Here is a 19,420-nt window from a genome sequence, read left to right as displayed (position 1 = left end):
GTACTCCGGACTAGCGGCGGACGATGGAACGCAGCAGGCGCAGCGCCACGGACAGTGAGGCCATGTCGTCCTGCTCCAGGCGGTTCACCTCGTTGAACATCTTCGTGGCACGCTGCAGGTGGTCTGCGTTTTCCTCTTCCCAGGTTTCCATGCGCTGTACCGGATCGGCCGCGTCGAGCTCAGGCGTTGCTTCCAGGGCAGCCGTGGTCATGTCCGCGACAGTCGAGTAGAGGTCGTCACGCAGGGCAGCGCGGGCCAGGGCCTGCCACCGGTCATCCCGGGGCAGCTTGGTGATCCGCTCGAGCAGGTCATCGATGCCGTAGCGGTCATAGACCGCGTAATACACGGCTGCCACGTCTGCCGCGGGTTCCCCGGCAGCCCGGCTGACGCGGGCGACGTCAAGGAGCCCGAAGGATTCGAACTGCTCGGCCCAGTAGCTGCCCAAGGCAGCGGGAACGTCCAGCTCCCGGGCCTTGTCCTCCAGCTCCTGCACCCGCGCTGCGTCGCCGCCGCGCAGATAGCGGGTCAGATCCGACAGCAGCGGCCGCACCACCGGCTTGTACGCCTCGATGTCCTCGGCAATGGTGGTGCCCCGGCTCACATGGTTCACGAACCAGCGCACCGCGCGGTCCAGGAGCCGGCGCAGGTCCAGGTGCATCATGGACCAGGTCTGGGTGGAGAACCCGGCCGGCAGGGCACCGAGTTCCGCAAGGACGCTGTCCACGCCGTAAATCTCCCGCAGCGCGGTGAAGGCGCGTGCTGCTTCGGCTTCGGTCGCGGACGTTTCCTCGATGATCCGGAAGGCGAAGGTGATGCCGCCTATGTTGATCATGTCATTGGCGACCATGGTGGAGATGATCTCGCGGCGCAGCGGGTGGGTGTCCAGCTGGTCCCCGAAACGCTCCACGATCTGCTTCGGGAAGTACCGGCGCAGGGTGCCCGCAAAGTAGGGGTCGTCGGCCAGGTTGGAGCGTGTGAGTGCCTTGGTCAGTTCGATCTTGGCGTAGGCAGCCAGCACAGCCAGTTCCGGCGAGGTCAGTCCCTCGCCGGCGGCGATGCGCGTATGCAGTTCCTCGTTGGTGGGCAGTGCCTCCAGTTGCCGGTCGAGGTCTGCGTGCTCTTCGAGCCAGTCCATCAGCCGCTCAAAGCTCGGGCTCCATTCCAGGACCCGCTGCCGGTCATTGAGCAGCAGCATGTTCTGGTCGATGTTGTCCTGCAGGACCAGCTGTCCCACCTCATCGGTCATGGAGTGCAGGAACGCAGCGCGTTCCGCCGGGTCCAGCCGTCCGGCTGCGACCATCCGGTCGACGAAGATCTTGATGTTCACTTCGTGGTCGGAGCAGTCGACGCCGGCGGAGTTGTCGATGGCGTCGGTGTTAAGGATGACGCCGGCGCGGGCGGCTTCTATGCGGCCGCGCTGGGTCATGCCCAGGTTGCCGCCTTCGCCCACCACCTTGACCCGCAGGTCCCGTCCGTCCACGCGGATCGGATCATTGGCTTTGTCGCCGACGTCGGCCGAGGTTTCGCCGGAGGCCTTCACATAGGTACCGATACCGCCGTTGTAGAGCAGGTCTACGGGTGCCTTCAGGATGGCCTTCAGGAGTTCCGGCGGGCTCATCTTGGTTACCGAATCGGCGAGCCCAAGCACCGCGCGGACCTCGGGCGAGAGCGGGATGCTCTTGGACTGCCGCGGGAAGATCCCGCCGCCGGCACTGATCAGCGTCTCGTCGTAGTCCGCCCAGGAGGAACGGGGCAGTTCGAAGAGCCGGCGGCGTTCGGCGTGCGATGCGGCCGGGTCCGGGTTGGGGTCCAGGAAAATGTGCCGGTGGTCGAACGCGGCCACGAGCTTGATGTGTTCGGACAGCAGCATGCCGTTGCCGAACACGTCACCGCTCATGTCGCCCACGCCCACCACCGTGAAGTCCTCGGTTTGGGTGTCGATGTCCAGTTCGCTGAAGTGCCGCTTGACCGATTCCCAGGCCCCGCGGGCGGTGATGCCCATGGCCTTGTGGTCGTATCCGACCGAACCGCCGGAGGCGAAGGCGTCGCCCAGCCAGAAACCGTACTCCGCCGAGATGGAGTTGGCGATGTCGGAGAACGACGCCGTGCCCTTGTCGGCAGCGACCACAAGGTAGCTGTCGTCCCCGTCGTGGCGGACCACGCGGGACGGCGGAACCACTTCCTCACCGGTTTCCGTGACCACGAGGTTGTCGGTCAGGTCCAGCAGGCCGCGGATGAAGGTACGGTAGCTGTTTTTGCCTTCTTCCATCCATGCTCCGCGGTCCACGGCGGGATCGGGCAGCTTCTTGGCGTAAAAACCGCCCTTGGCGCCGGTGGGCACGATCACGGCATTCTTGACGGTCTGCGCCTTCACCAGGCCAAGGATTTCAGTGCGGAAGTCCTCGCGCCGGTCAGACCAGCGCAGTCCGCCGCGGGCCACTTCACCGAAGCGCAGGTGCACGCCTTCAACCCGCGGGGAGTAAACCCAGATTTCATACTTCGGGCGCGGGAACGGCGCACCGTCAATGGCGCCGGTGTTCAGCTTGAAACTGACGTATGCCTTGTCCTGGTAGAAGTTCGTGCGCAGGGTGGCGTTGATCAGGGTGGCGAAGGTCCGAAGCACCCGGTCGGCGTCGAGCGTGGGAACCTGCTCAAGGCCGGCCTCCAGTGCAGCGCCTGCCTGCTCGACGGCGGCACGGCGCTCTTCTTCGGTCAGGTCCGGGTTGAAGCGGCCTTCGAACAGCGCGATCAGGGTGTGTGCGACGTCGGGATTCGCCAGGAGCGTGCCGGCAACGAAACCGTAGGAGTTGGCGGTGCCGACCTGGCGCATGTACTTGGCGTACGCACGCAGGATCACCACCTGGCGCCAGTGCATGCCCTGCTGCAGGATCAGCCGGTCAAAGGCGTCGGACTCGGCGGTGCCCGACATACCGGCACGGAAGGCTTCGGCCAGCAGCGTACCGGTCTTCAGCGGGTCGATGCCCGCCGGGTACACCAGGCCCAGGTCATACAGGTAGAAGGTGGTCCCGTCGCCGCGCCGGATCTCGAACGGCCGCTCGTCCAAGACTTCGAGGCCGAGATTGTGCAGGAACGGCAGGATCTGGGTCAGCGACTTCGGCTCGGTGAGGTACAGCTTCAGCCGGGCGTCCGCCTGTCCCTCGCCGTCCCTGTCCTCGGGAACATAGACGAAGAGCTCCGGGGCCGTATCGGGCCGGGCAACGCGTGCCTCGAACCGGGCAATGTCCTCCATGGCGTCTTCGACTTCGTACGCCACCCGGTAGGCGGCAGGGAAGGCATCTGCCCACAGGGCGGAAAGCTTTTCCGCCTCGGGCCGCGCGAATTTGGTGCGGACCACTTCTTCGATGCCCTCGGACCAGGACCGGGTGGCCGTGACCAGCCGTGCCTCAAGTGCCGCGGTATCGACGTCGGTGATCTCCCCGCCGCGCGGGAGCCGGATGCGGAAGAACAGCCGGGCCAGCGCGGACTCGGTCATCCGAGCCTCGTAGTCGATGGACTCGGCGTTGAAGGTGGCACGCAGCTCGTCCTGGATGCGGAGCCGGACCGGCGTCGTGTACCGGTCGCGCGGCAGGAACACCAGTGCGGACATAAACCGGCCGTAGATGTCCGGGCGCAGGAACAGCCGCGTGCGGCGCCGTTCCTGCAGCCGCAGGATGGCCAGGGAGGTATCCAGCAGCGTGGCCGGATCGATCTGGAACAATTCGTCGCGCGGGTAGGTCTCCAGGATGGAGAGCAGGTCCTTGCCCGAGTGGGAGTCTGCGGGGAATCCGCAGCTGCGCATCACGTCGCGGACCTTGTCACGGACAATGGGGATGCTGCGGACGGAACCAGTGTAGGCACCGGTGGCGAACAAACCGATGAAGCGGCGCTCACCGTTGACGTTGCCCTGCTCGTCAAAGCGCTTCACGCCCAAGTAGTCCAGGTAAGCCGGGCGGTGCACGGTGGAGCGCGAATTGGCCTTGGTGATCACCAGGGCACGTTTCTCGCGGGCTTTGGCCCGGCCCGCCCCGGTCAGCCGGTGGATCCGGCGGGAGGAGGACTGCCGGCCCAGCAGGCCCAGGCCGCTGCCCTCGGTGGGCCGGAGTGCGTCTTCGCCGTCTTCGGTGATCAGGTCATATTCCCGGTAACCCAGGAAGGTGAAGTTGCCGTTGTCCAGCCAGGTCAGCAGTTCCCGGGCCTGCTGCAGGTCGGGAATATCGCGGGCGCCCGGAATGGTCTCCAGTGAGCGGGCAATCTCGTGCACCTTGGTCCGCATGGCGGGCCAGTCGGACACCGCTACGCGGACGTCGTCCAGGACCTTCCGAAGGCCCTCAACCAGCTGGGTCCGCTTTTCTTCATCGGCAATCCGGGCCACCTCGACGGCGATCCAGGACTCCACCCGGGTGGTGCCGCCGTCCCCGCCCAGCAGGTCGGCCAGGTTGGGGAGGGCTGCGGTGTCCCCGCTGGACACGCCGGCGGCAGCAGGTACGCGCCGCACCTGCTGCAGTCCGCCGGTGACCGCATCGCGGGTGGCCAGGAAAATGGGGTGGACCACCAGCCGGATGGCGGCGTTGCGGCGGACCACTTCCGCCGTGACGGAGTCAACGAGGAAGGGCATGTCGTCCGTGACGATGAGGATGACGCTGGTATCCCCCTGGTCCACGACGTCCACTGCAGCGGTTCCCTCCGCCCGGGTCAGGGCCAGCTCCATGTGCTTTTGGGCCCGCTCCCGCAGTACCGACGGCGGGTACGCCTGGGCATCTTCACGCGCCAGATGCTCGTAGTAGTTCCCGATGAACTCATCCAGGGAAGTGTCCGAACTTAAAAGATCCGCCATGCTGGATCCTGACGACATGTAATACGCCTCCGATAGTACTTACGTCCGGCTGCCCCGTTGCAGCCTCCTCGTATTGAGCCTAGCTCTGAATGGGTGAAAGGTCACTTTGCGCTCCTGCCGCGCCGCCGGGGCCGCCGCCGGGAAGCCTGCACACCCGCCAGCTCTGCAACAGCAGCCCGCAGCGCCGATGCCGGAGCGGTTTCCAGCAGGGCTGTCCCGGACAGCAGGGCGGCGTCGGCGGCGTCGTAATCCGCCGGCAGGAACGCAATGATCTCCTGCCCGGGGCCGAATCGTTCCCAGGCCCCCTGAAGCTGGTTTTCCGGGTTCCTGCCCACGGCGGAGGCGCGGACTTTGTTGAGCACAATCTGCGGCCGGGCAGCGGGAACGGCGGCGGCCAAGTCCGACAGCGCCCGGACCAGGCGGGGCACGCCCACCGAATCGGCCGCGCCGACCGCGTAGAGGGTGTCCGCCGCTTCGAGCACCAGCAGCGTTGCGGCGTTGCGCCGCGGCGCCATGGTGTCGAAGCTCAGTTCCTCATCACTTTCCAGTGAGAATCCACAGTCGATAATGATCTCGTCCACCATCCTGCGTGCGGCGGCCAGGACACCTGCGAGCGCTGCCGGGCGCAGCTCAATCCAGCGGTCGGCCCGGGTAACGCCGGTCAGCACCGGCAAGCGGTGCCCCCGCAGGGAGACGTCCGCGCAGATCCGGGCAAGGGCAGCAGCATCCAGCATGCCCTGGTCCGCGAGCCGGCAGGCCTGCGCAAGGCCGGCAGACTCATCCAAAAGCCCCAGGCTAACCGCCACGCTGGACCCGTAGGTGTCGGCGTCGACCAGCAGCACGCTCCGTCCCGCCGCTGCGGCTTCCGCGGCCAGGTTCACTGCCAGCGTGGTGCGTCCCGGTGCGCCCGTGGGGCCCCAGACAGCGGTGACGGTGCCGGAACGGACGTCCGGCTCCTCTCCTGCCGGTGCACCGCCGTCGGGTGCCTCAATCCCGGTGCCGAAGGAGGCCGCCGGGTCGGCAAGGGCAATGCCGGCCGCCAGGCCGCGCCCCGCACCGGAGTGTTCCAGCGCCTGCACCGCCGTCGAGATCAGTCCGGCCAGCGTTTCGGCCTGCACAGTGCCGGGCGCGTTGGTGATGCCCATGGCCTCCAGCCGCTGGCGGAGGAGGAAATCGTCAGCGAGCGCGACCAGGGCCACGCCCGCTGCCCCCAGCCGTTCCGCGAGGGCAGCAGTCAGTTCTGCGGTGTCGCCCGCGACGACGGCAGCACGGACGATACCGGTCTGCGAGAGGGCTACCAGTTCAGTCAGTTCCGCGCACCGGCGCACCACCGTCACCGGTCCCTGCAGGCGTTCCAGCCCGTCCAGGACACCGGCGGTGGCGGCCCCGACGGTGGCTACGGGGATGTTCACTTGCCCGCGGCAGGATTGGACACCACGGTGACCTTTGCCTGGTTGGAGAGCGCGCTGAGCAGCAGGGGCAGGTCCGAGTCATCCACCAGCACCAGCAGTTCAGTACTGCGGTTGGCCCCCAGCGCTGACTCGGTAACCGTCAGCTCCGATATTTCCGCCGCTTCAATCAACCGCTCCGGTTCATCAAAGCCGTTCTGCGCGTTGGGCATGGCAGCCCAGATATCCACCCGCGAACCGGTTTCCGTACTGGCCGGCAACGGGTCCTCCACGCGCAGGCCAACCGGTTTGCGGTCCAGCGTGGCCGGTTCAGCCAGAGCCGACAGGGCCACCAGCTCACCTTCGCGGAGGACTGTTCCCGCCACCACGTCAGGGGGTACTCCTTCGGAAACGGTCAGGTATCGCTTTTCCGCTCCGCCCAGCCGGACCGGTACGGCCACGAGGTCCTCGCCGCGGACCGGGCTGCCGGGGGCTATGTCGTGCCGGACGGCGTACACCTGCGTGGTCCTGTCCGCGCTGTCGACCAGGGCGACCACGCCGGCCACGGATCCCAGCACCAGGAGCACGCCCAGCAAGAGCCTGGGGTCGCGCCAAGAGGGTTTCCGCAGCCGGGCTGCGGCCGGCGCGGGACGGATGGTGCGGCCGGCGGCGGGACGGTACGCCGTTCTCAGGCCAGTCTCCGTGCCCGCACTGCTGCCGCCGCCCTCGCCCAACCTCTGGCTCATGCTCCCCCGATTCCCCTTGCCCTTCCGGGCATGCTCTTTACTCGCCCGGGCCCTGCTGGAGCCATTGTGGGGTACCTGCACCCGGATTGAAACGGTGGTCCCGGCGGGAAGCGGTATCTGTGGATAACCACGGAGCCGGTTTTCGCTGATGCCAGACTGGTGCTGCTGATGTACAACGGGTGGAAGCCGCAGTGGTGCGGTGTGAAAGGTGAGTGCCGTGGGCGAGAAGAGATTCCTGACGCTGGCCGATGTCGCCGAGGTACTGAACATTTCCTCCTCGCAGACCTACGCCCTTGTACGCAGCGGGGAGCTGCCGGCCATCCAGATCGGCGGCCGTGGCCAGTGGAGGGTGGAAGCCCAGCAGTTGGAGGAGTACATCTCCCGGGCCTACCGCAAGTCGGCGGCAGCGGTCCGCCAGGGCATACCCGTGGAGGAGAACAGCGCCCCCGGGGCCTAGCCGCCAGCGTCCCTTGGGGCCACCTGCCGCCTTCGCGTCTTTCCAGCACGCATCATTCCAACACCGGCGTTATTCCAAACACCGGAGCTATTCCCACCCGGAGTCCCGGGACAGGACCGCGGCAACAGACGCCGTTGGCAGGACGTACATGCCCGTGACGTTGCTGCTGCGCCTGGCGCCGCCGCCCGGAACCGCTGCCAGTTCCAGGAAATCGCCGCCGACCCGGTCGATGGTGCCGTGCAATGCTGTTTCGGCGGCTGTTCCCGCGCAGCGGACAGTGACGGTACTGCGGTCCCGTGCTATCCCGCGCAGCGCCGAACCCAGACCTAGGTGCACGGCCCCCTCCTGCAGAGCGGCATAGCGGTCCATGCCCCGAATCCAGGCCACGTGTGACAGGACCACCAGCACCTGGCCGCCGCGCTGCTGTTCCAGCACCGCCCATCCGGTCCCCGTCTGCCGCAGGGTTCCCTCCACCCTGCCGGCCGGTCCCAGATCAAAAACCAGGTGTTTTCCGGCCTGGCTGCGGAGCCTGTCCTGAAGACTCACGCCCTGCACTTCGATGCGGACGCGCTCGGCGATCTCGTCCTCGGCTTCAAGCGCGGCAGACGCGGCCATCTGTGCCTCCATGTCCCTGAAGAGGGCATCCCATCGCATCGGCCAAGGCTAGCCTCCAGCGGCCCATGGTGACCACTCTGGACACTGATGGAAGCGAAGTGTAGACACGACCATCACACGGGCCAGACGACAACAAGAGCGTCTATTCCCGGCGTAGATGCACCATCACTGGTCAACGGCAACAACATGCAACACATGAACAAGATCGACCCAAACGGCAACAAATCACCCAAACAGCAGCAAAGGACCAACAAGGACCAAAGCGGCCTTAACCGGGACTCGTTGCAGGGCAAAGCAAAACGAACATTTACGGAGGGTGCAATGGCAGCATCAATTGTCCGTTCCGGCCCGGGGCCGGACGCATTCATTGCCGGCGGTGTTGCTCTGCTGGGCGCGTTCCTCCTGTGGTGCGGGGCCGTGCTGCTGCCCTCCGCAGCGGCGGCCGGTCACGCCTTGTTTTCACGCGCAGCCGCGCCATCCTCCGTTTTGGCCTTCCTCGCGGGTTTCGGTGCCGCAGCCGCAGGCATCCTGCTGACGTTGTGGTGGGTGCTCGGATGGCTTTGTGCGCTGGTCGGCTGCCTGCTGCATCGGGCAGGCTTTCCTGCCGCCGGCACCCGCGCACTGTTCCTGGCCCCGGGGCCGCTGCGCCGCCTGGCCGCTGCCCTGCTGGGGTTCTCCCTCGCCGCCGGGTCCGTGCCGGCCGCGGCCCTAGCGGTTCCGGAGGCCGCCGCCCCGGCCGCCCCGGCCGTCCCCTCCGCAGGGGCTGCTGCTGACCCAGCCGGCGCGGCTGGGCCTGCTGCCGGCACGGAGCCGGGAGCGGGCGGTACTGCAGACGCGGTGTCCCCCCTCTGGCGGCCGCTTCCCCCGCAGCCTCCGGGTGGCGGCCTCCTAACCGGGACACCCCGGCAAGAAACGGGTCAGGTGGTTGTAGCGGCTGGAGATACCCTCTGGTCTTTGGCCGGGCAGCAACTCGGTCCGGGCGCCGGCGATGCCGAGATAGCAGCGCTCTGGCCGCGGTGGTACGAGCTGAACCGGGAAACCATCGGACTTGATCCGGGCCTGATCCACCCCGGTCAGATACTCACGGCACCACCGCTTTAGTGACCGCTTCCCCTGCAGCCATCCTTCATCCCCGCACTTTGGTGTTCCATCTCCCGCTAAGGACCACACCATGACCAGCGTGATTTATCTTCCGGCCCCCGAAGCTCCGGTTGCATCCGAGGCCGGAAACAGCGCCCCACCCATAGCCGTTTACCGTGCTCCCCTGCAGGACCTGCTCCCGGCGCCCGTACCTGCCTCGCCCAGGGAAACCGCAGTACCGCCGGCACCTGCCGCCGGGGAACCCCCGGCCGGTCCCGGCAGCATGGCCGGGCCGGGCACGGAAGGTGCGCAGGGAACCGCCGCCCATTGGCAGTCCGATCCGGCCGACGATGCCCGGGTGAAGGCTATCTGCCAGTCCGTGGCACTGGCTGCCCTGGAGGTGCTGGGCGGGGTTCGTCCACTGCAGCAAATGTCCCGCTGGCTGGATCCCGAAAACTACGAGCGGATGCAGCTGCGCGCCAACCTGGTGCGCGGACTGCGGCAAAACCCTGCGGGGCGGTCCCGAACGGCTCCGGATCCGCAGCAGCTGCACCGCAGCGTCCGTATCAGGTCCTGCCGGATCTGCCCCGTAGCGGAAGGAATCTACGAGGGCGCAGTAGTGGCGCTGGAAAACGACAGAGCCCGCGCCGTTGCGCTGAGGGTTCAGCTGCGGCGCGGGCTCTGGCGGGTTACCGCGTTGGAAATCGGCTAGGCCGGCCTGTTCTTAGCAGGCCTGCCTCGTGCTTACTTGCGGCGTTTGCCCTTCTTGGCTCCGGCCTTGCCGGCGGGCTGTGCTGCCTTCCCCGCTGCCGGTGCTGCCTGCTTGGCCGCCTTGGCGCTGTCGCCTGCCGTGGTGCGTTCCACCCTGGTCTCCACGCCGCCCTGGCTGTCGGGGGCTGTGAACTGCAGGCTGGCGGGCTGCCGGGGCGCATCCAGGCCGGCAGCCTTGATCACCGGAGCGCCGACGACGCCGCGTGCATCCTTGACGCCTGACAGGGCGCTGGGTGCCGTGGCGGCCGGCTCGCTGACCTGCACGTCGGCGTTGAAGAGGTAGCCGATGCTCTCCTCGCGGATGGCTTCCATCATGGTCTGGAACATCACGAAGCCCTCGCGCTGGTACTCAACCAGCGGGTCGCGCTGCGCCATGGCGCGCAGGCCGATGCCTTCCTTCAGATAGTCCATCTCGTACAGGTGTTCCTGCCACTTGCGGCCGATTACCGAGAGCACCACGCGGCGCTCCAGTTCGCGCATGGTGGCCGAGCCCAGGGCTTCCTCGCGGGCCTGGTAGGCCAATTTGGCATCGGAGAGGATCTCGTTGTGGAGGAACTCGCGGGTCAGCCTGGACCGGCCGCCGGCTTCCTCCACCACTTCGTCGATGGTGAGACCGATCGGGTACAGGGTCTTGAGGTTCGTCCACAGCTGCTCGAGGTCCCAGTCGTCACCGTGGCCCTCGGCAGTAGCTTCGTTCACCACCGCGGTCACAACGTCTTCCAGGAAGAAACCGATCTTCTCCTGCAGGTCACCGCCCTCAAGGATGCGGCGGCGGTCGCCGTAGATGGCCTCGCGCTGGCGGTTCAGGACGTCGTCGTACTTCAGGACGTTCTTGCGCTGTTCGGCGTTGCGTCCCTCCACCTGTCCCTGGGCGTTCTGGATGGCCTTGGATACCAGCTTGGATTCCAGCGCGACGTCGTCGGGCATGGAGGAGCTGTTCATGATCCGCTCGGCGGCACCGGAGTTGAACAGGCGCATCAGGTCATCGGTCAGCGACAGGTAGAAGCGGGATTCACCCGGATCGCCCTGCCGGCCGGAGCGGCCGCGCAGCTGGTTGTCGATGCGGCGGGATTCGTGGCGCTCCGTACCCAGGACGTACAGCCCGCCGAGGTCAATGACTTCCTGCTGCTCGGCGGCTACGGCGTGGCGTGCCTTCTCCAGCGCTTCGGGCCAGGCCGCTTCGTAGTCCTCGGGGCTTTCGTTCGGGTCCAGCCCTCGGCGTTCCAGCTCCGCGACGGCGTTGAACTCGGCGTTGCCGCCGAGCATGATGTCGGTACCGCGGCCGGCCATGTTGGTTGCCACGGTGACGGCGCCCTTGCGCCCGGCCTGGGCCACGATGGCGGCTTCACGCGCGTGGTTCTTGGCATTGAGGACCTCGTGCCGGATACCGGCCTTGGCCAGCTGTTTCGAGAGGTATTCGCTCTTCTCGACGCTGGTGGTGCCCACGAGGACGGGCTGGCCCGAAGCATGCCGTTCGGCTATGTCCTTGACGACGGCGTCGAACTTCGCCACTTCGTTCTTGTAGATCAGGTCCGACTGGTCAATGCGGGCCATCGGCTTGTTGGTGGGGATGGGGACCACACCGAGTTTGTAGGTGCTCATGAACTCGGCGGCCTCGGTTTCGGCCGTACCGGTCATGCCGGCGAGCTTTTCGTAGAGGCGGAAGTAGTTCTGCAGGGTGACCGTGGCCAGCGTCTGGTTTTCGGCCTTGATGGTCACCCCTTCCTTGGCCTCGATCGCCTGGTGCATGCCTTCGTTGTAACGGCGCCCGGCCAGGATGCGTCCGGTGTGCTCGTCGACAATCATGACTTCGCCGTTGAGGACCACGTAGTCCTTGTCCCGCTTGAAGAGTTCCTTGGCCTTGATCGCGTTGTTCAGGAAACCGATCAGCGGGGTGTTGGCCGCTTCGTACAGGTTAGAGATGCCGAGGTAATCCTCGACCTTTTCGATACCCGGCTCCAGGATGCCGACCGTGCGCTTCTTCTCGTCTACCTCGTAATCGGTTTCCAGCGTCAGCCGCTGGACCACCTTGGAGAACTCGGTGTACCAGCGGTTCACATCGCCGCTGGCGGCGCCGGAAATGATCAGCGGCGTACGGGCCTCATCGATCAGGATGGAGTCCACTTCATCAACGATGGCGAAGTGGTGCCCGCGCTGGACCAGTTCGGCTGCACTCCACGCCATGTTGTCGCGCAGGTAGTCGAAGCCGAACTCGTTGTTGGTGCCGTATGTGATGTCGGCGGCGTACTGCTCGCGCCGGGTCGCGGGATCCTGGTTGGACAGGATGCAGCCGCTGGTCATGCCGAGGAAGCGGAAAACCCGCCCCATCAGGTCCGACTGGTACTCGGCCAGGTAGTCATTGACGGTCACAATGTGCACGCCGCGGCCGGTCAGCGCGTTCAGGTAGGCCGGGGCGGTGGCAACGAGGGTTTTGCCTTCACCGGTTTTCATTTCGGCGATGTTGCCCAGGTGCAGGGCGGCGCCGCCCATCAGCTGGACATCGAAGTGCCGCATGCCAAGGGTCCGGCCGGCAGCTTCGCGGACCGCCGCGAAGGCTTCGGGCAGGAGGTCGTCGAGGGACTCGCCGTCGGCGTAGCGTGCCTTGAGGCGGTCCGTTTCACCCCTGAGTTCGGCATCGGTCATGCCCTTGAACTCATCCTCGAGCACGTTGATCGCGTCGGCGTAGTTACGCAGTGTCTTCAGCGTTTTCTTATCGCCGGTACGAAGAACTCGTTCGAGTAGTGATGCCACTGATTTGCTCCCAATCTAGTTGCCGAAATCTGGCGTCCCCAGTCTACGTGAGAGACGTGCGGCGGACGGCCGCGGTTCCCGGTTGACGGTTATTCCCTGCATACTGCCAGCTTCAGGGCCGCAGCAAGGTCCCCCGCCGGACGTACCTCAATCTCCCCAAGCCCAAGCCACTGTGCCATGAGCGCAAGCTCGGCAGCCAGTTGACGCGCCGTGTGGCCCGGGGCATCCGGTTCCGCATAGGCGCCTTGAACCAGCAGCTTACCGCCGGCACGGTCTGCTTTGAGGTCCACCCGGGCAACCAGGTCCTCTCCCAGAAGGAACGGCAGGACGTAGTAGCCGTATCTGCGGGCGGGAGCAGGAGTGTAAATTTCAATCCGGTAGTGGAAGCCGAACAGCTCCTCGAGCCGGCGCCGTTCAAAGACCAGCGAATCGAACGGGCTGAGCAGGGCCTGTCCGGCCGCTGCCCGGGGAACCACGGCCTCCGCGTGCAGGAACGCCGGCTGCTTCCACCCGGCCACCTCCACCTGTTCGAGGATTCCCTTGCGGACCAGTTCCGCCGCGGCGCCGGCGGTTTCCCGCACCGGCAGCCGGAAGTAGTCGGCAAGTCCGCGGACGGTGGCGACGCCGTGTGCCCGGGCAGCGGCCTCGGCCAGCCTCAGTACGGCCTGCTGCGGGTCAGACGGTTCCAAGGCTGCAGCCCCGGCCGGGTGGATCCGGGCGGTGGGCGCGTAGAGACGTTCGAACTGGGGCGTCCGTCCTGCAGAGCTGACCAAGCCCGCGGCAAACAGGTCTTCCAGCACCCGCTTGCCGGCATTCCAGTTCCATCCCCAGTTTGCGGTGGCCCGTTCCGTGCTGTGGCCCAACAGTTCCGCGGTCTGGCGGGACGTGAGGGGCCGGGCTGCCGACTCCAGGATTTCCAGGATGCGCCGGCGCAGGTCCTCGGCCAGCGCCGCCGGCATGGAATGGGCTGTCATCCAGGTCCGCCGCTGAACGGCCCGGAGGTCGGCGAAAAGATCGGGCCGCACATAGCTTGCTTCGTGCGCCCAGTACTCCACCATCCGGCGCGGACGGCGGTTGGCCATCCGGTCCAGATCCGGCTGCCCGTAGGGCCCAAGCCGGGAAAACAGCGGCAGATAGTGGCTGCGGGTCAGAACGTTTACGGAATCGATCTGCAGCAGCGCCAGCCGCTCAAAGGTGCGGCCCACCTGCCTTGAACCAACAAGGCCGGTGGGCCGCGCACGGGCCAATCCCTGCGCCGACAGTGCCGTGCGGCGGGCCTGGCGGAGCGAGAGCTTGGGTTTCATCCACTCATCTTAGGGCGGGGAAACCCTCACGCGGTGGCCCGTTCATCGACGGGCGTTTCAGTGACCCGGTAACCCCGTGTTTCCTCCCGCGGCTCCTCGGAGCCTTCAGCACACTTGGAGTCCAGGGTAATCACACCGTAGGTCCAGCCCCGGCGGCGGTAGACCACCGAGGGGGCTCCCGTGGCTGAATCGACGAACAGGTAGAAATCGTGGCCTACCAGTTCCATGTTGTCCACGGCGTCGTCAAGGCTCATGGGGGCACCCGGGAAAACCTTGCGACGGATCAAAACGGGGCATTCACCGTTGGCCTCTTCCGCTGCGGCATCATTGCCGGTCGGCTCAGCGGACTCTCCCTCAGCGGCTGAACCCATCTGGGCGTAAAGCGGTTCGGAGGTGCTCACGGGACCCAGATCAGCGGTGGCTACCCGGACCGGCACCGGTGCGTGGCGTCCGTGGTGCACCTTGCGCCTGTCGCTCGCCCTGCGGAGGCGTTCCAGCAGCTTTCCGTACGCGATGTCGAAGGCAGCGAACTTGTCTCCGGACGTTGCTTCGGCGCGAACCACCGGTCCCCGCCCGGTCACCGTGATTTCCACGGTCAGGGCGCTGTCTGCGTCCCGGACGTTCCCTTGCTTCGTGACCCTGGCTTCCACCCGCTGGACTTTGTCGCCGAGCGCTTCGACCTTGCCGATCTTCTCTTCGGCGTACTCGCGGAACCGGTCAGATACTGCAACGTTGCGTCCGCTGATCATGAATTCCATGGTGCCCTCCAATATATTTCGGTGACACAACAACGGCCGCTGCCAGTTTCCTTCACGGCCGTTGCCGCAGGATAACCCCGCTTCTTGAAGCTATCCATACCAACACGTTAGAACACTGCCGACCTTTATTCACGTCCCCCTATTCCGTTTCCATACTCTTGCGGATGCGCCCCCGCAGCGGCACCGGATCCGGGAGAAGTGTTACGTCCCGGGGCTGGTGTGGCAGCCATAACCGCCGCGCAGAAGACCCCCGCACCTTCGGCGCGCAGCGCCCGGACGGTTTCGCCGATGGTGGCCCCGGTGGTGAGAACATCATCAACCACCACACAGCTGACCCCCACGAGGCTGCCCTCCCCGGCACCTCCGGTTCCGCGGTTGCTGCGGGACGGCGCCGCGGTCATGGTGTTGCGGACGTTACGGCGCCGGTTCCCGCTGCCCAGCCCCTTTTGTGCCAGGCGCCGGCCGTCCGCGGCCCGGCTGCCCGCCCTGCCGGGGAGGAACGGCACGGCGCTCCCGTACCCGCGCACGTAGGACACCAGGGGTGCGGCGGAACACCCGGGCGGCAACAGCCCTGCGCGCTCTAGCCGCCTGATCAGCAGCGCCAGCGGGGCGTAGCCGCGCCGGCGCATGGAACGGGCGGATCCAGGGACCGGGACCAGCACCAGTGTGCGGGCGCCGGACAACCGGAACGTCTCCTGCGCTGCCTCCTGCAGCACCCCGGCCAGCACCGGGACAAGGAAACCGGCCAGGTCCGTGTGTCCGCGGTTCTTGAAAGCGAGCAAGACTCGGGCCAAGTCCCCGCGGTAAGTTCCGGCGGCCAGGACCGGCAGCGGTGCAAACGCTGCAGATTCGGCAGCTTGGGCGGCCGGGAGCGCGGCGGCGCCTTCCTGGACGAAACATGGCCGTATGGTCCCGCGGCGCGCCTTCGCCGCGCAGCTGCTGCACAAGGAACGGTCCGGAGCACCGCAGGCTGCACACGTGACAGGAACGAGCCCTGCGGCAAGTCCGGACAGAGCCGCAGCTGCCGCCTGCCCTGCCGGTGAGAAGACCAACCGGTCAAGTGCCCGGCTCGGTGCCGGGAAAGAAAATGCCGGGAAGGAAAGTGCCGGGAAGGAAATACGCATGCTGCCATGCTGACCCCGCCCGGGCGGCGCCGTCCGCACCGTGGACGGCAAGGTGCACCGCTACGGCCCGCGGGAGCACCGACCGCCGGCTGTGGAGGAGCGGTGCGGAAGCGTCAGCCCGGGAAGGCCGGGTCCCGCACCCCTTCGGACCGAAGCGCCCAGCTGCTGCCGACCTTGTTGAAGATGCCGGCGTCGGTCTGGATAAAGACGTCCTCGGTACCGTTGCCGGCGCTGAGCCCCAGGATCCCTTCCTTCGGCGCGAGCAGCTGTGCTTCCCGCCCGGGACCAAGGATCACCGGGACGGACTCCTGCGCCCCGGTCCGGACAGCGACAACCGTATCCTCGCTTGCCCACTTCACCCGGTCCACTGCACCCGCTTCGGCCGGCACCTGCAGCGTTGCCGGCGTCGTCAGCGATACCGGAACGCCTTCTGCCGAACGGACGATCCCGGCAATCATCACACTGCTGTTCCCGCCCTGGGCGGCCGCAACCAGTACCCGCGTGCCGTCACGGGAAACCCTGAGCTCGGTGACGCCCAGCCCTTCGAGCCAAGGCGCTGACAGAACTGCTGCCGAGTCACGGTTGCCGCCGGGGGGAATGGCCAGGACCGCGGTGCCGGAACCGGAGGGCTGAGTGGTCCAGACCCACTGTTTCGGATCCACGCTGGGCGCGGTGAACCGGGCGCCCTCGGCCGCTACCCGGACCTCCTGACCCTTTCCGGTAACCAGGAGGGTGTCTTCCTGGCTGTCCAGGAAGGCGATGGTGGCCCCGTCGGCAGACATCGCGGGGCTCCTGGGTCCGTATCCGGCCACCGACGGCACACCCTCGACGGCGGTTGGACCGTCGCCGTAAAAGGCGAGTTCGCCCTGATAGACCACAATCTGGGTGGCGCCGGCTGACGGATCGGCAATGGCGGACCGTACTTCGCCGTTGCCCTTGCCGAGGTCCACGGAATGCCCGCCTTCGGTCATGGCAACCGAAGTGATGTTGTTCAGGCTCCGGAGATTCTGTTGCAGCTGTGCGGTCATCTGCTGCCGGTTCAGGTCGGTGGCGTCGCTCAGCGAATCTGCGGCCAAATCCACGGTGGCTTCTCCGGAGGCCACGGGCACGGCGTCGCGGGCAAGTTCGGTACCGGACGGGAAAGCGCTGACGACGGCGCCCTGCAGGTGGGGTGCCGGCCCCACCAGGACCGCGTTGACGATGTTCGCGGCTATGCCTGCGCGCCGGATGAACCACCGGGTGTCCGGCACCCAGTACTCGTAGTCGCTTGAGTAGAAGTACAGGTTGTGGGCCATAAAGACGGCCGGGAAGCTGGCCAGGGACAGCATGATGCCGTCCGGAACGGCGGTGAGCCGCCACTCGCCGTCTACCTTTTCCGCCTGCACCGGAATGCTCTCGGTGCTTCCCGCCGGTGCTTCGATCCGGATCCCCTGGATGTCAACGGTGCTCTGTACCTCCAGTTGGATCTGGAACAGGTTCGGATCCGGAGTAGCGACAACCCGTGAAGAGCGGTAAACAGTGGCCCGCTGGGCCGGAGACCACGTTTCGGCCATCCCCGGGGACAAGAACTGGCGGGCCACGCTGTAGTCGTCGGCGGCCCCCTTGCCTGCCTCCATGAAGCCGCGGATGGTTTCCTGTGCCGTAGCGCCGGCAGCCGGGCCTTCGGGCGAAAAGACCGCTTCCTCCTGCTGCTCGTCTCCGCGCTGGGCGGAGGCGGTGCCCACCGGGCCGACGGTGGGTATGGAGGAGCATCCTGCCAGCGCCAAGGCAGCACCGAGCACCAGGGCCAGCAGGCGGGCGAACTGCCCGGGTCCCCGGACAGCGGTTAGCCCAATGGAAGCGTGTGGGGACGGGGCCGGCTCGGCGGACGGCATTGGGCTAAAGGACATCGGTCTCCTCCGAGGAAACTGCCGCGGTCAGTGCCAACGGTCCGGCAGCCGCCTTGCGGGGTGACAGCGGCACTGGCGAGGCTTCGAAGTCCCCTCCGTGGCGCCGCGGAAGCGTAAGCCGGAAGCAGGAACCGTTGCCGGGCTCGCCCCACGCCTCGAGCCATCCGCCGTGCAGCCTGGTGTCTTCGGCCGCAATGGACAGGCCCAGGCCGCTGCCGCCCGTAGTGCGTGCCCGGGCCGGATCCGCCCGCCAGAAGCGGTCGAACACGTGCCCGGCATCTTCCTCGGTCATGCCGATCCCGTGGTCGCGCACGGCAATGCCGACGGCGTCGGCATTTGCGGCCACCGCTATCTCGATGGGCTCGCCCTCCCCGTGTTCCAGTGCGTTGACCAGGAGGTTGCGCAGGATGCGTTCGATGCGCCGCGGATCGGCGTCCACCACGCAACTGGACTCCTTGGAAACAACCGTGACTTCCGAGCCGGAGTTATTCGCCAGCGGTTCGGTGGCGTCCATGACGTCGCGCACAATGTGGAAGACATCGGTGGGTTCAAGGTCCAAAGCTGCGGCGCCGGCGTCGAACCGGGAGATCTCCAGCAGGTCGGCCAGCAGCGCCTGGAAGCGTTCCACCTGGTGGTAGAGCAGTTCCGTGGAGCGCCGGTACATGGGGTCGAAGCTTTCGCGGGCATCGTAGAGGACCTCGGCAGCCATGCGTACGGTGGTGAGCGGGGTCCGCAGTTCGTGCGAAACATCCGAGACGAAAACCTGCTGCATACGGGAGAGTGTAGCGAGCTGGGTGATCTGGTCCTGCAGGGTTCCGGCCATGTGGTTGAACGACGCCGCGAGGCGCGCCACTTCGTCCTCTCCCTTGACTTCCATGCGCTCCTGCAGCTCGCCGGCGGCCAGCTTCTCCGACACTGCCGCCGCGTCGCTGACTGCGCCCAGGCCGGCCTTGGCCACAATCCAGGCAATAGTGCCGCTGATGGCCAGCAGCAGGAACCCGGCGATCCAGAGGATGCGGTGGATTTTGTTGAGCGTCTCCTGCATGGAGGACAGGTCATAGATCAGGTAGAGCGCGTACTCCGCATTGTTCGGCGGCAGCGTGACCTTGGTGCCAAAGGCGATACCGGGTTCGCCGTGGGCCAGCTCAAGCGGGGACCAGTAGACGTTGCCGGCGTCGGCGTCGCCGGCTTTGCCCGCGGCGACGGCGTCGCTCAGGGCCACCGGGATTCCGCCGGCAGTAATGTTGCCGCTGTTAATGGAGTAGTTCACAAACAGCGGGTCGTTGGTGGGCAGCGGGGTCAGGAGATAGGTCCGCTGGGCGTCCGCCCCCTGCCCCTGCAGCAGTGGAAGCGTGTCCATGACCAGCCGGTCGGTGCTCTCCCGGTCGCTGGCCGTGGTGTCCCGGAAGTTGTTCTTCACGTTGGACAGGCCGGTGGTGGCTTCGGTCTGGAACTGGGCCAGGCGTTCCTCGTAGAGGGAACCGGCTATCTGGTGCGAGAGGAAGGCGCCGATGCCCGCACCGGCGAGTGCCACCAGCAGCAGGGTGGACACGACGGTCTTGAACTGCAGGGACCGCCGCCACTGCCGCGCGATCCGGTGCAGCGTCGCTCGGCGGACGGTTTCGCGCAGGCGCCGGGCGGCCTGCAGTGACTTGTTGAGGATCGGGGATTTCCCGGCCGCCCCGGCCAGGAATCCCGGCAAC

At 66.8% G+C, this 19,420-nt stretch carries 13 protein-coding genes; 3 read left to right on the top strand and 10 right to left on the bottom strand.

The genetic code is table 11. The features are described from left to right. Positions 1–10 precede the first annotated feature (10 nt). From QNN98_RS05895 to QNN98_RS05885, 3 genes are all read right to left on the bottom strand, one after another. The gene (locus QNN98_RS05895; protein WP_283996504.1) at positions 11–4,852 is read right to left on the bottom strand and encodes an NAD-glutamate dehydrogenase; all 4,842 of its coding nucleotides are present in this window, start codon (positions 4,850–4,852) and stop codon (positions 11–13) included. Between the two features lie 83 nt (positions 4,853–4,935). Next, complete coding sequence (locus QNN98_RS05890) at positions 4,936–6,246, bottom strand: CpaE/TadZ family protein (RefSeq protein WP_283996503.1); 1,311 nt, start codon at positions 6,244–6,246, stop codon at positions 4,936–4,938. Further along, complete coding sequence (locus tag QNN98_RS05885) at positions 6,243–6,968, bottom strand: hypothetical protein (RefSeq protein WP_283996502.1); 726 nt, start codon at positions 6,966–6,968, stop codon at positions 6,243–6,245. The genes QNN98_RS05890 and QNN98_RS05885 overlap by 4 nt, the downstream gene beginning before the upstream one ends. A gap of 217 nt (positions 6,969–7,185) precedes the next feature. Between QNN98_RS05885 and QNN98_RS05880 the strand changes: the two genes are divergently transcribed. Further along, positions 7,186–7,425 carry a helix-turn-helix domain-containing protein gene (locus QNN98_RS05880; RefSeq protein ID WP_227924975.1) on the top strand — a complete coding sequence of 80 codons (240 nt, stop codon included), beginning with the start codon at positions 7,186–7,188 and terminating at the stop codon, positions 7,423–7,425. A gap of 87 nt (positions 7,426–7,512) precedes the next feature. On the opposite strand, the gene QNN98_RS05875 is transcribed toward QNN98_RS05880, so the two are convergent. Next, complete coding sequence (locus QNN98_RS05875; RefSeq protein ID WP_283996501.1) at positions 7,513–8,079, bottom strand: hypothetical protein; 567 nt, start codon at positions 8,077–8,079, stop codon at positions 7,513–7,515. 282 nt (positions 8,080–8,361) lie between these two features. Here QNN98_RS05875 and QNN98_RS05870 point away from each other — a divergent pair, with 282 nt between their 5' ends. Together QNN98_RS05870 and QNN98_RS05865 are read left to right on the top strand one after the other, a co-directional pair. After that, positions 8,362–9,141: a LysM peptidoglycan-binding domain-containing protein gene (locus QNN98_RS05870; protein ID WP_283996500.1), complete on the top strand. Its 780-nt coding sequence runs from the start codon at positions 8,362–8,364 to the stop codon at positions 9,139–9,141. 70 nt (positions 9,142–9,211) lie between these two features. Further along, positions 9,212–9,832 (top strand): Rv3235 family protein, encoded by a 621-nt coding sequence (locus QNN98_RS05865; RefSeq protein ID WP_283996499.1) that lies wholly within the window; start codon positions 9,212–9,214, stop codon positions 9,830–9,832. Positions 9,833–9,864: 32 nt separating this feature from the next. Here QNN98_RS05865 and secA read toward each other — a convergent pair whose 3' ends face one another. The 6 genes from secA to mtrB all read right to left on the bottom strand — a co-directional run bounded on the left by secA (position 9,865) and on the right by mtrB (position 19,419). Next, the gene (gene secA, locus QNN98_RS05860) at positions 9,865–12,642 is read right to left on the bottom strand and encodes a preprotein translocase subunit SecA (RefSeq protein ID WP_283996498.1); all 2,778 of its coding nucleotides are present in this window, start codon (positions 12,640–12,642) and stop codon (positions 9,865–9,867) included. Positions 12,643–12,731: 89 nt separating this feature from the next. Next, complete coding sequence (locus tag QNN98_RS05855; protein ID WP_283996497.1) at positions 12,732–13,946, bottom strand: winged helix-turn-helix domain-containing protein; 1,215 nt, start codon at positions 13,944–13,946, stop codon at positions 12,732–12,734. Between the two features lie 26 nt (positions 13,947–13,972). Next, on the bottom strand, positions 13,973–14,704 hold the full coding sequence (hpf, locus tag QNN98_RS05850) for a ribosome hibernation-promoting factor, HPF/YfiA family (protein ID WP_283996496.1): 732 nt from the start codon (positions 14,702–14,704) through the stop codon (positions 13,973–13,975). Between the two features lie 125 nt (positions 14,705–14,829). Continuing rightward, positions 14,830–15,498 carry a ComF family protein gene (locus QNN98_RS05845; protein ID WP_283996495.1) on the bottom strand — a complete coding sequence of 223 codons (669 nt, stop codon included), beginning with the start codon at positions 15,496–15,498 and terminating at the stop codon, positions 14,830–14,832. A 443-nt stretch (positions 15,499–15,941) separates the two neighbouring features. Further along, entirely contained in the window at positions 15,942–17,717 is a 1,776-nt protein-coding gene (locus QNN98_RS05840) for an LpqB family beta-propeller domain-containing protein (RefSeq protein ID WP_227924983.1), read from the bottom strand. After that, a complete protein-coding gene (mtrB, locus tag QNN98_RS05835; protein WP_229957505.1) occupies positions 17,707–19,419 on the bottom strand; it encodes an MtrAB system histidine kinase MtrB in 1,713 nt (570 codons plus the stop codon). Before mtrB ends, QNN98_RS05840 begins: the two co-directional genes overlap by 11 nt. Between the last annotated feature and the right edge of the window lies 1 nt (position 19,420).

The organism is Arthrobacter sp. zg-Y1143, assembly GCF_030125565.1.
GTDB lineage: Bacteria > Actinomycetota > Actinomycetes > Actinomycetales > Micrococcaceae > Arthrobacter_B.
Note: the sequence above shows the minus strand (reverse complement) of the source record. Positions and strands in the feature narration are given on the sequence as shown.

What these genes read in the sequence shown, in the direction of transcription:
- QNN98_RS05895 (WP_283996504.1), bottom strand. Translation starts at nt 4,852, where the DNA reads ATGTCGTCAGGATCCAGCATGGCGGATCTTTTAAGTTCGGACACTTCC.
- QNN98_RS05885 (WP_283996502.1), bottom strand. Translation starts at nt 6,968, where the DNA reads ATGAGCCAGAGGTTGGGCGAGGGCGGCGGCAGCAGTGCGGGCACGGAG.
- QNN98_RS05875 (WP_283996501.1), bottom strand. Translation starts at nt 8,079, where the DNA reads ATGCGATGGGATGCCCTCTTCAGGGACATGGAGGCACAGATGGCCGCG.
- QNN98_RS05870 (WP_283996500.1), top strand. Translation starts at nt 8,362, where the DNA reads ATGGCAGCATCAATTGTCCGTTCCGGCCCGGGGCCGGACGCATTCATT.
- QNN98_RS05865 (WP_283996499.1), top strand. Translation starts at nt 9,212, where the DNA reads ATGACCAGCGTGATTTATCTTCCGGCCCCCGAAGCTCCGGTTGCATCC.
- QNN98_RS05855 (WP_283996497.1), bottom strand. Translation starts at nt 13,946, where the DNA reads ATGAAACCCAAGCTCTCGCTCCGCCAGGCCCGCCGCACGGCACTGTCG.
- hpf (WP_283996496.1), bottom strand. Translation starts at nt 14,704, where the DNA reads ATGGAATTCATGATCAGCGGACGCAACGTTGCAGTATCTGACCGGTTC.
- QNN98_RS05840 (WP_227924983.1), bottom strand. Translation starts at nt 17,717, where the DNA reads ATGTCCTTTAGCCCAATGCCGTCCGCCGAGCCGGCCCCGTCCCCACAC.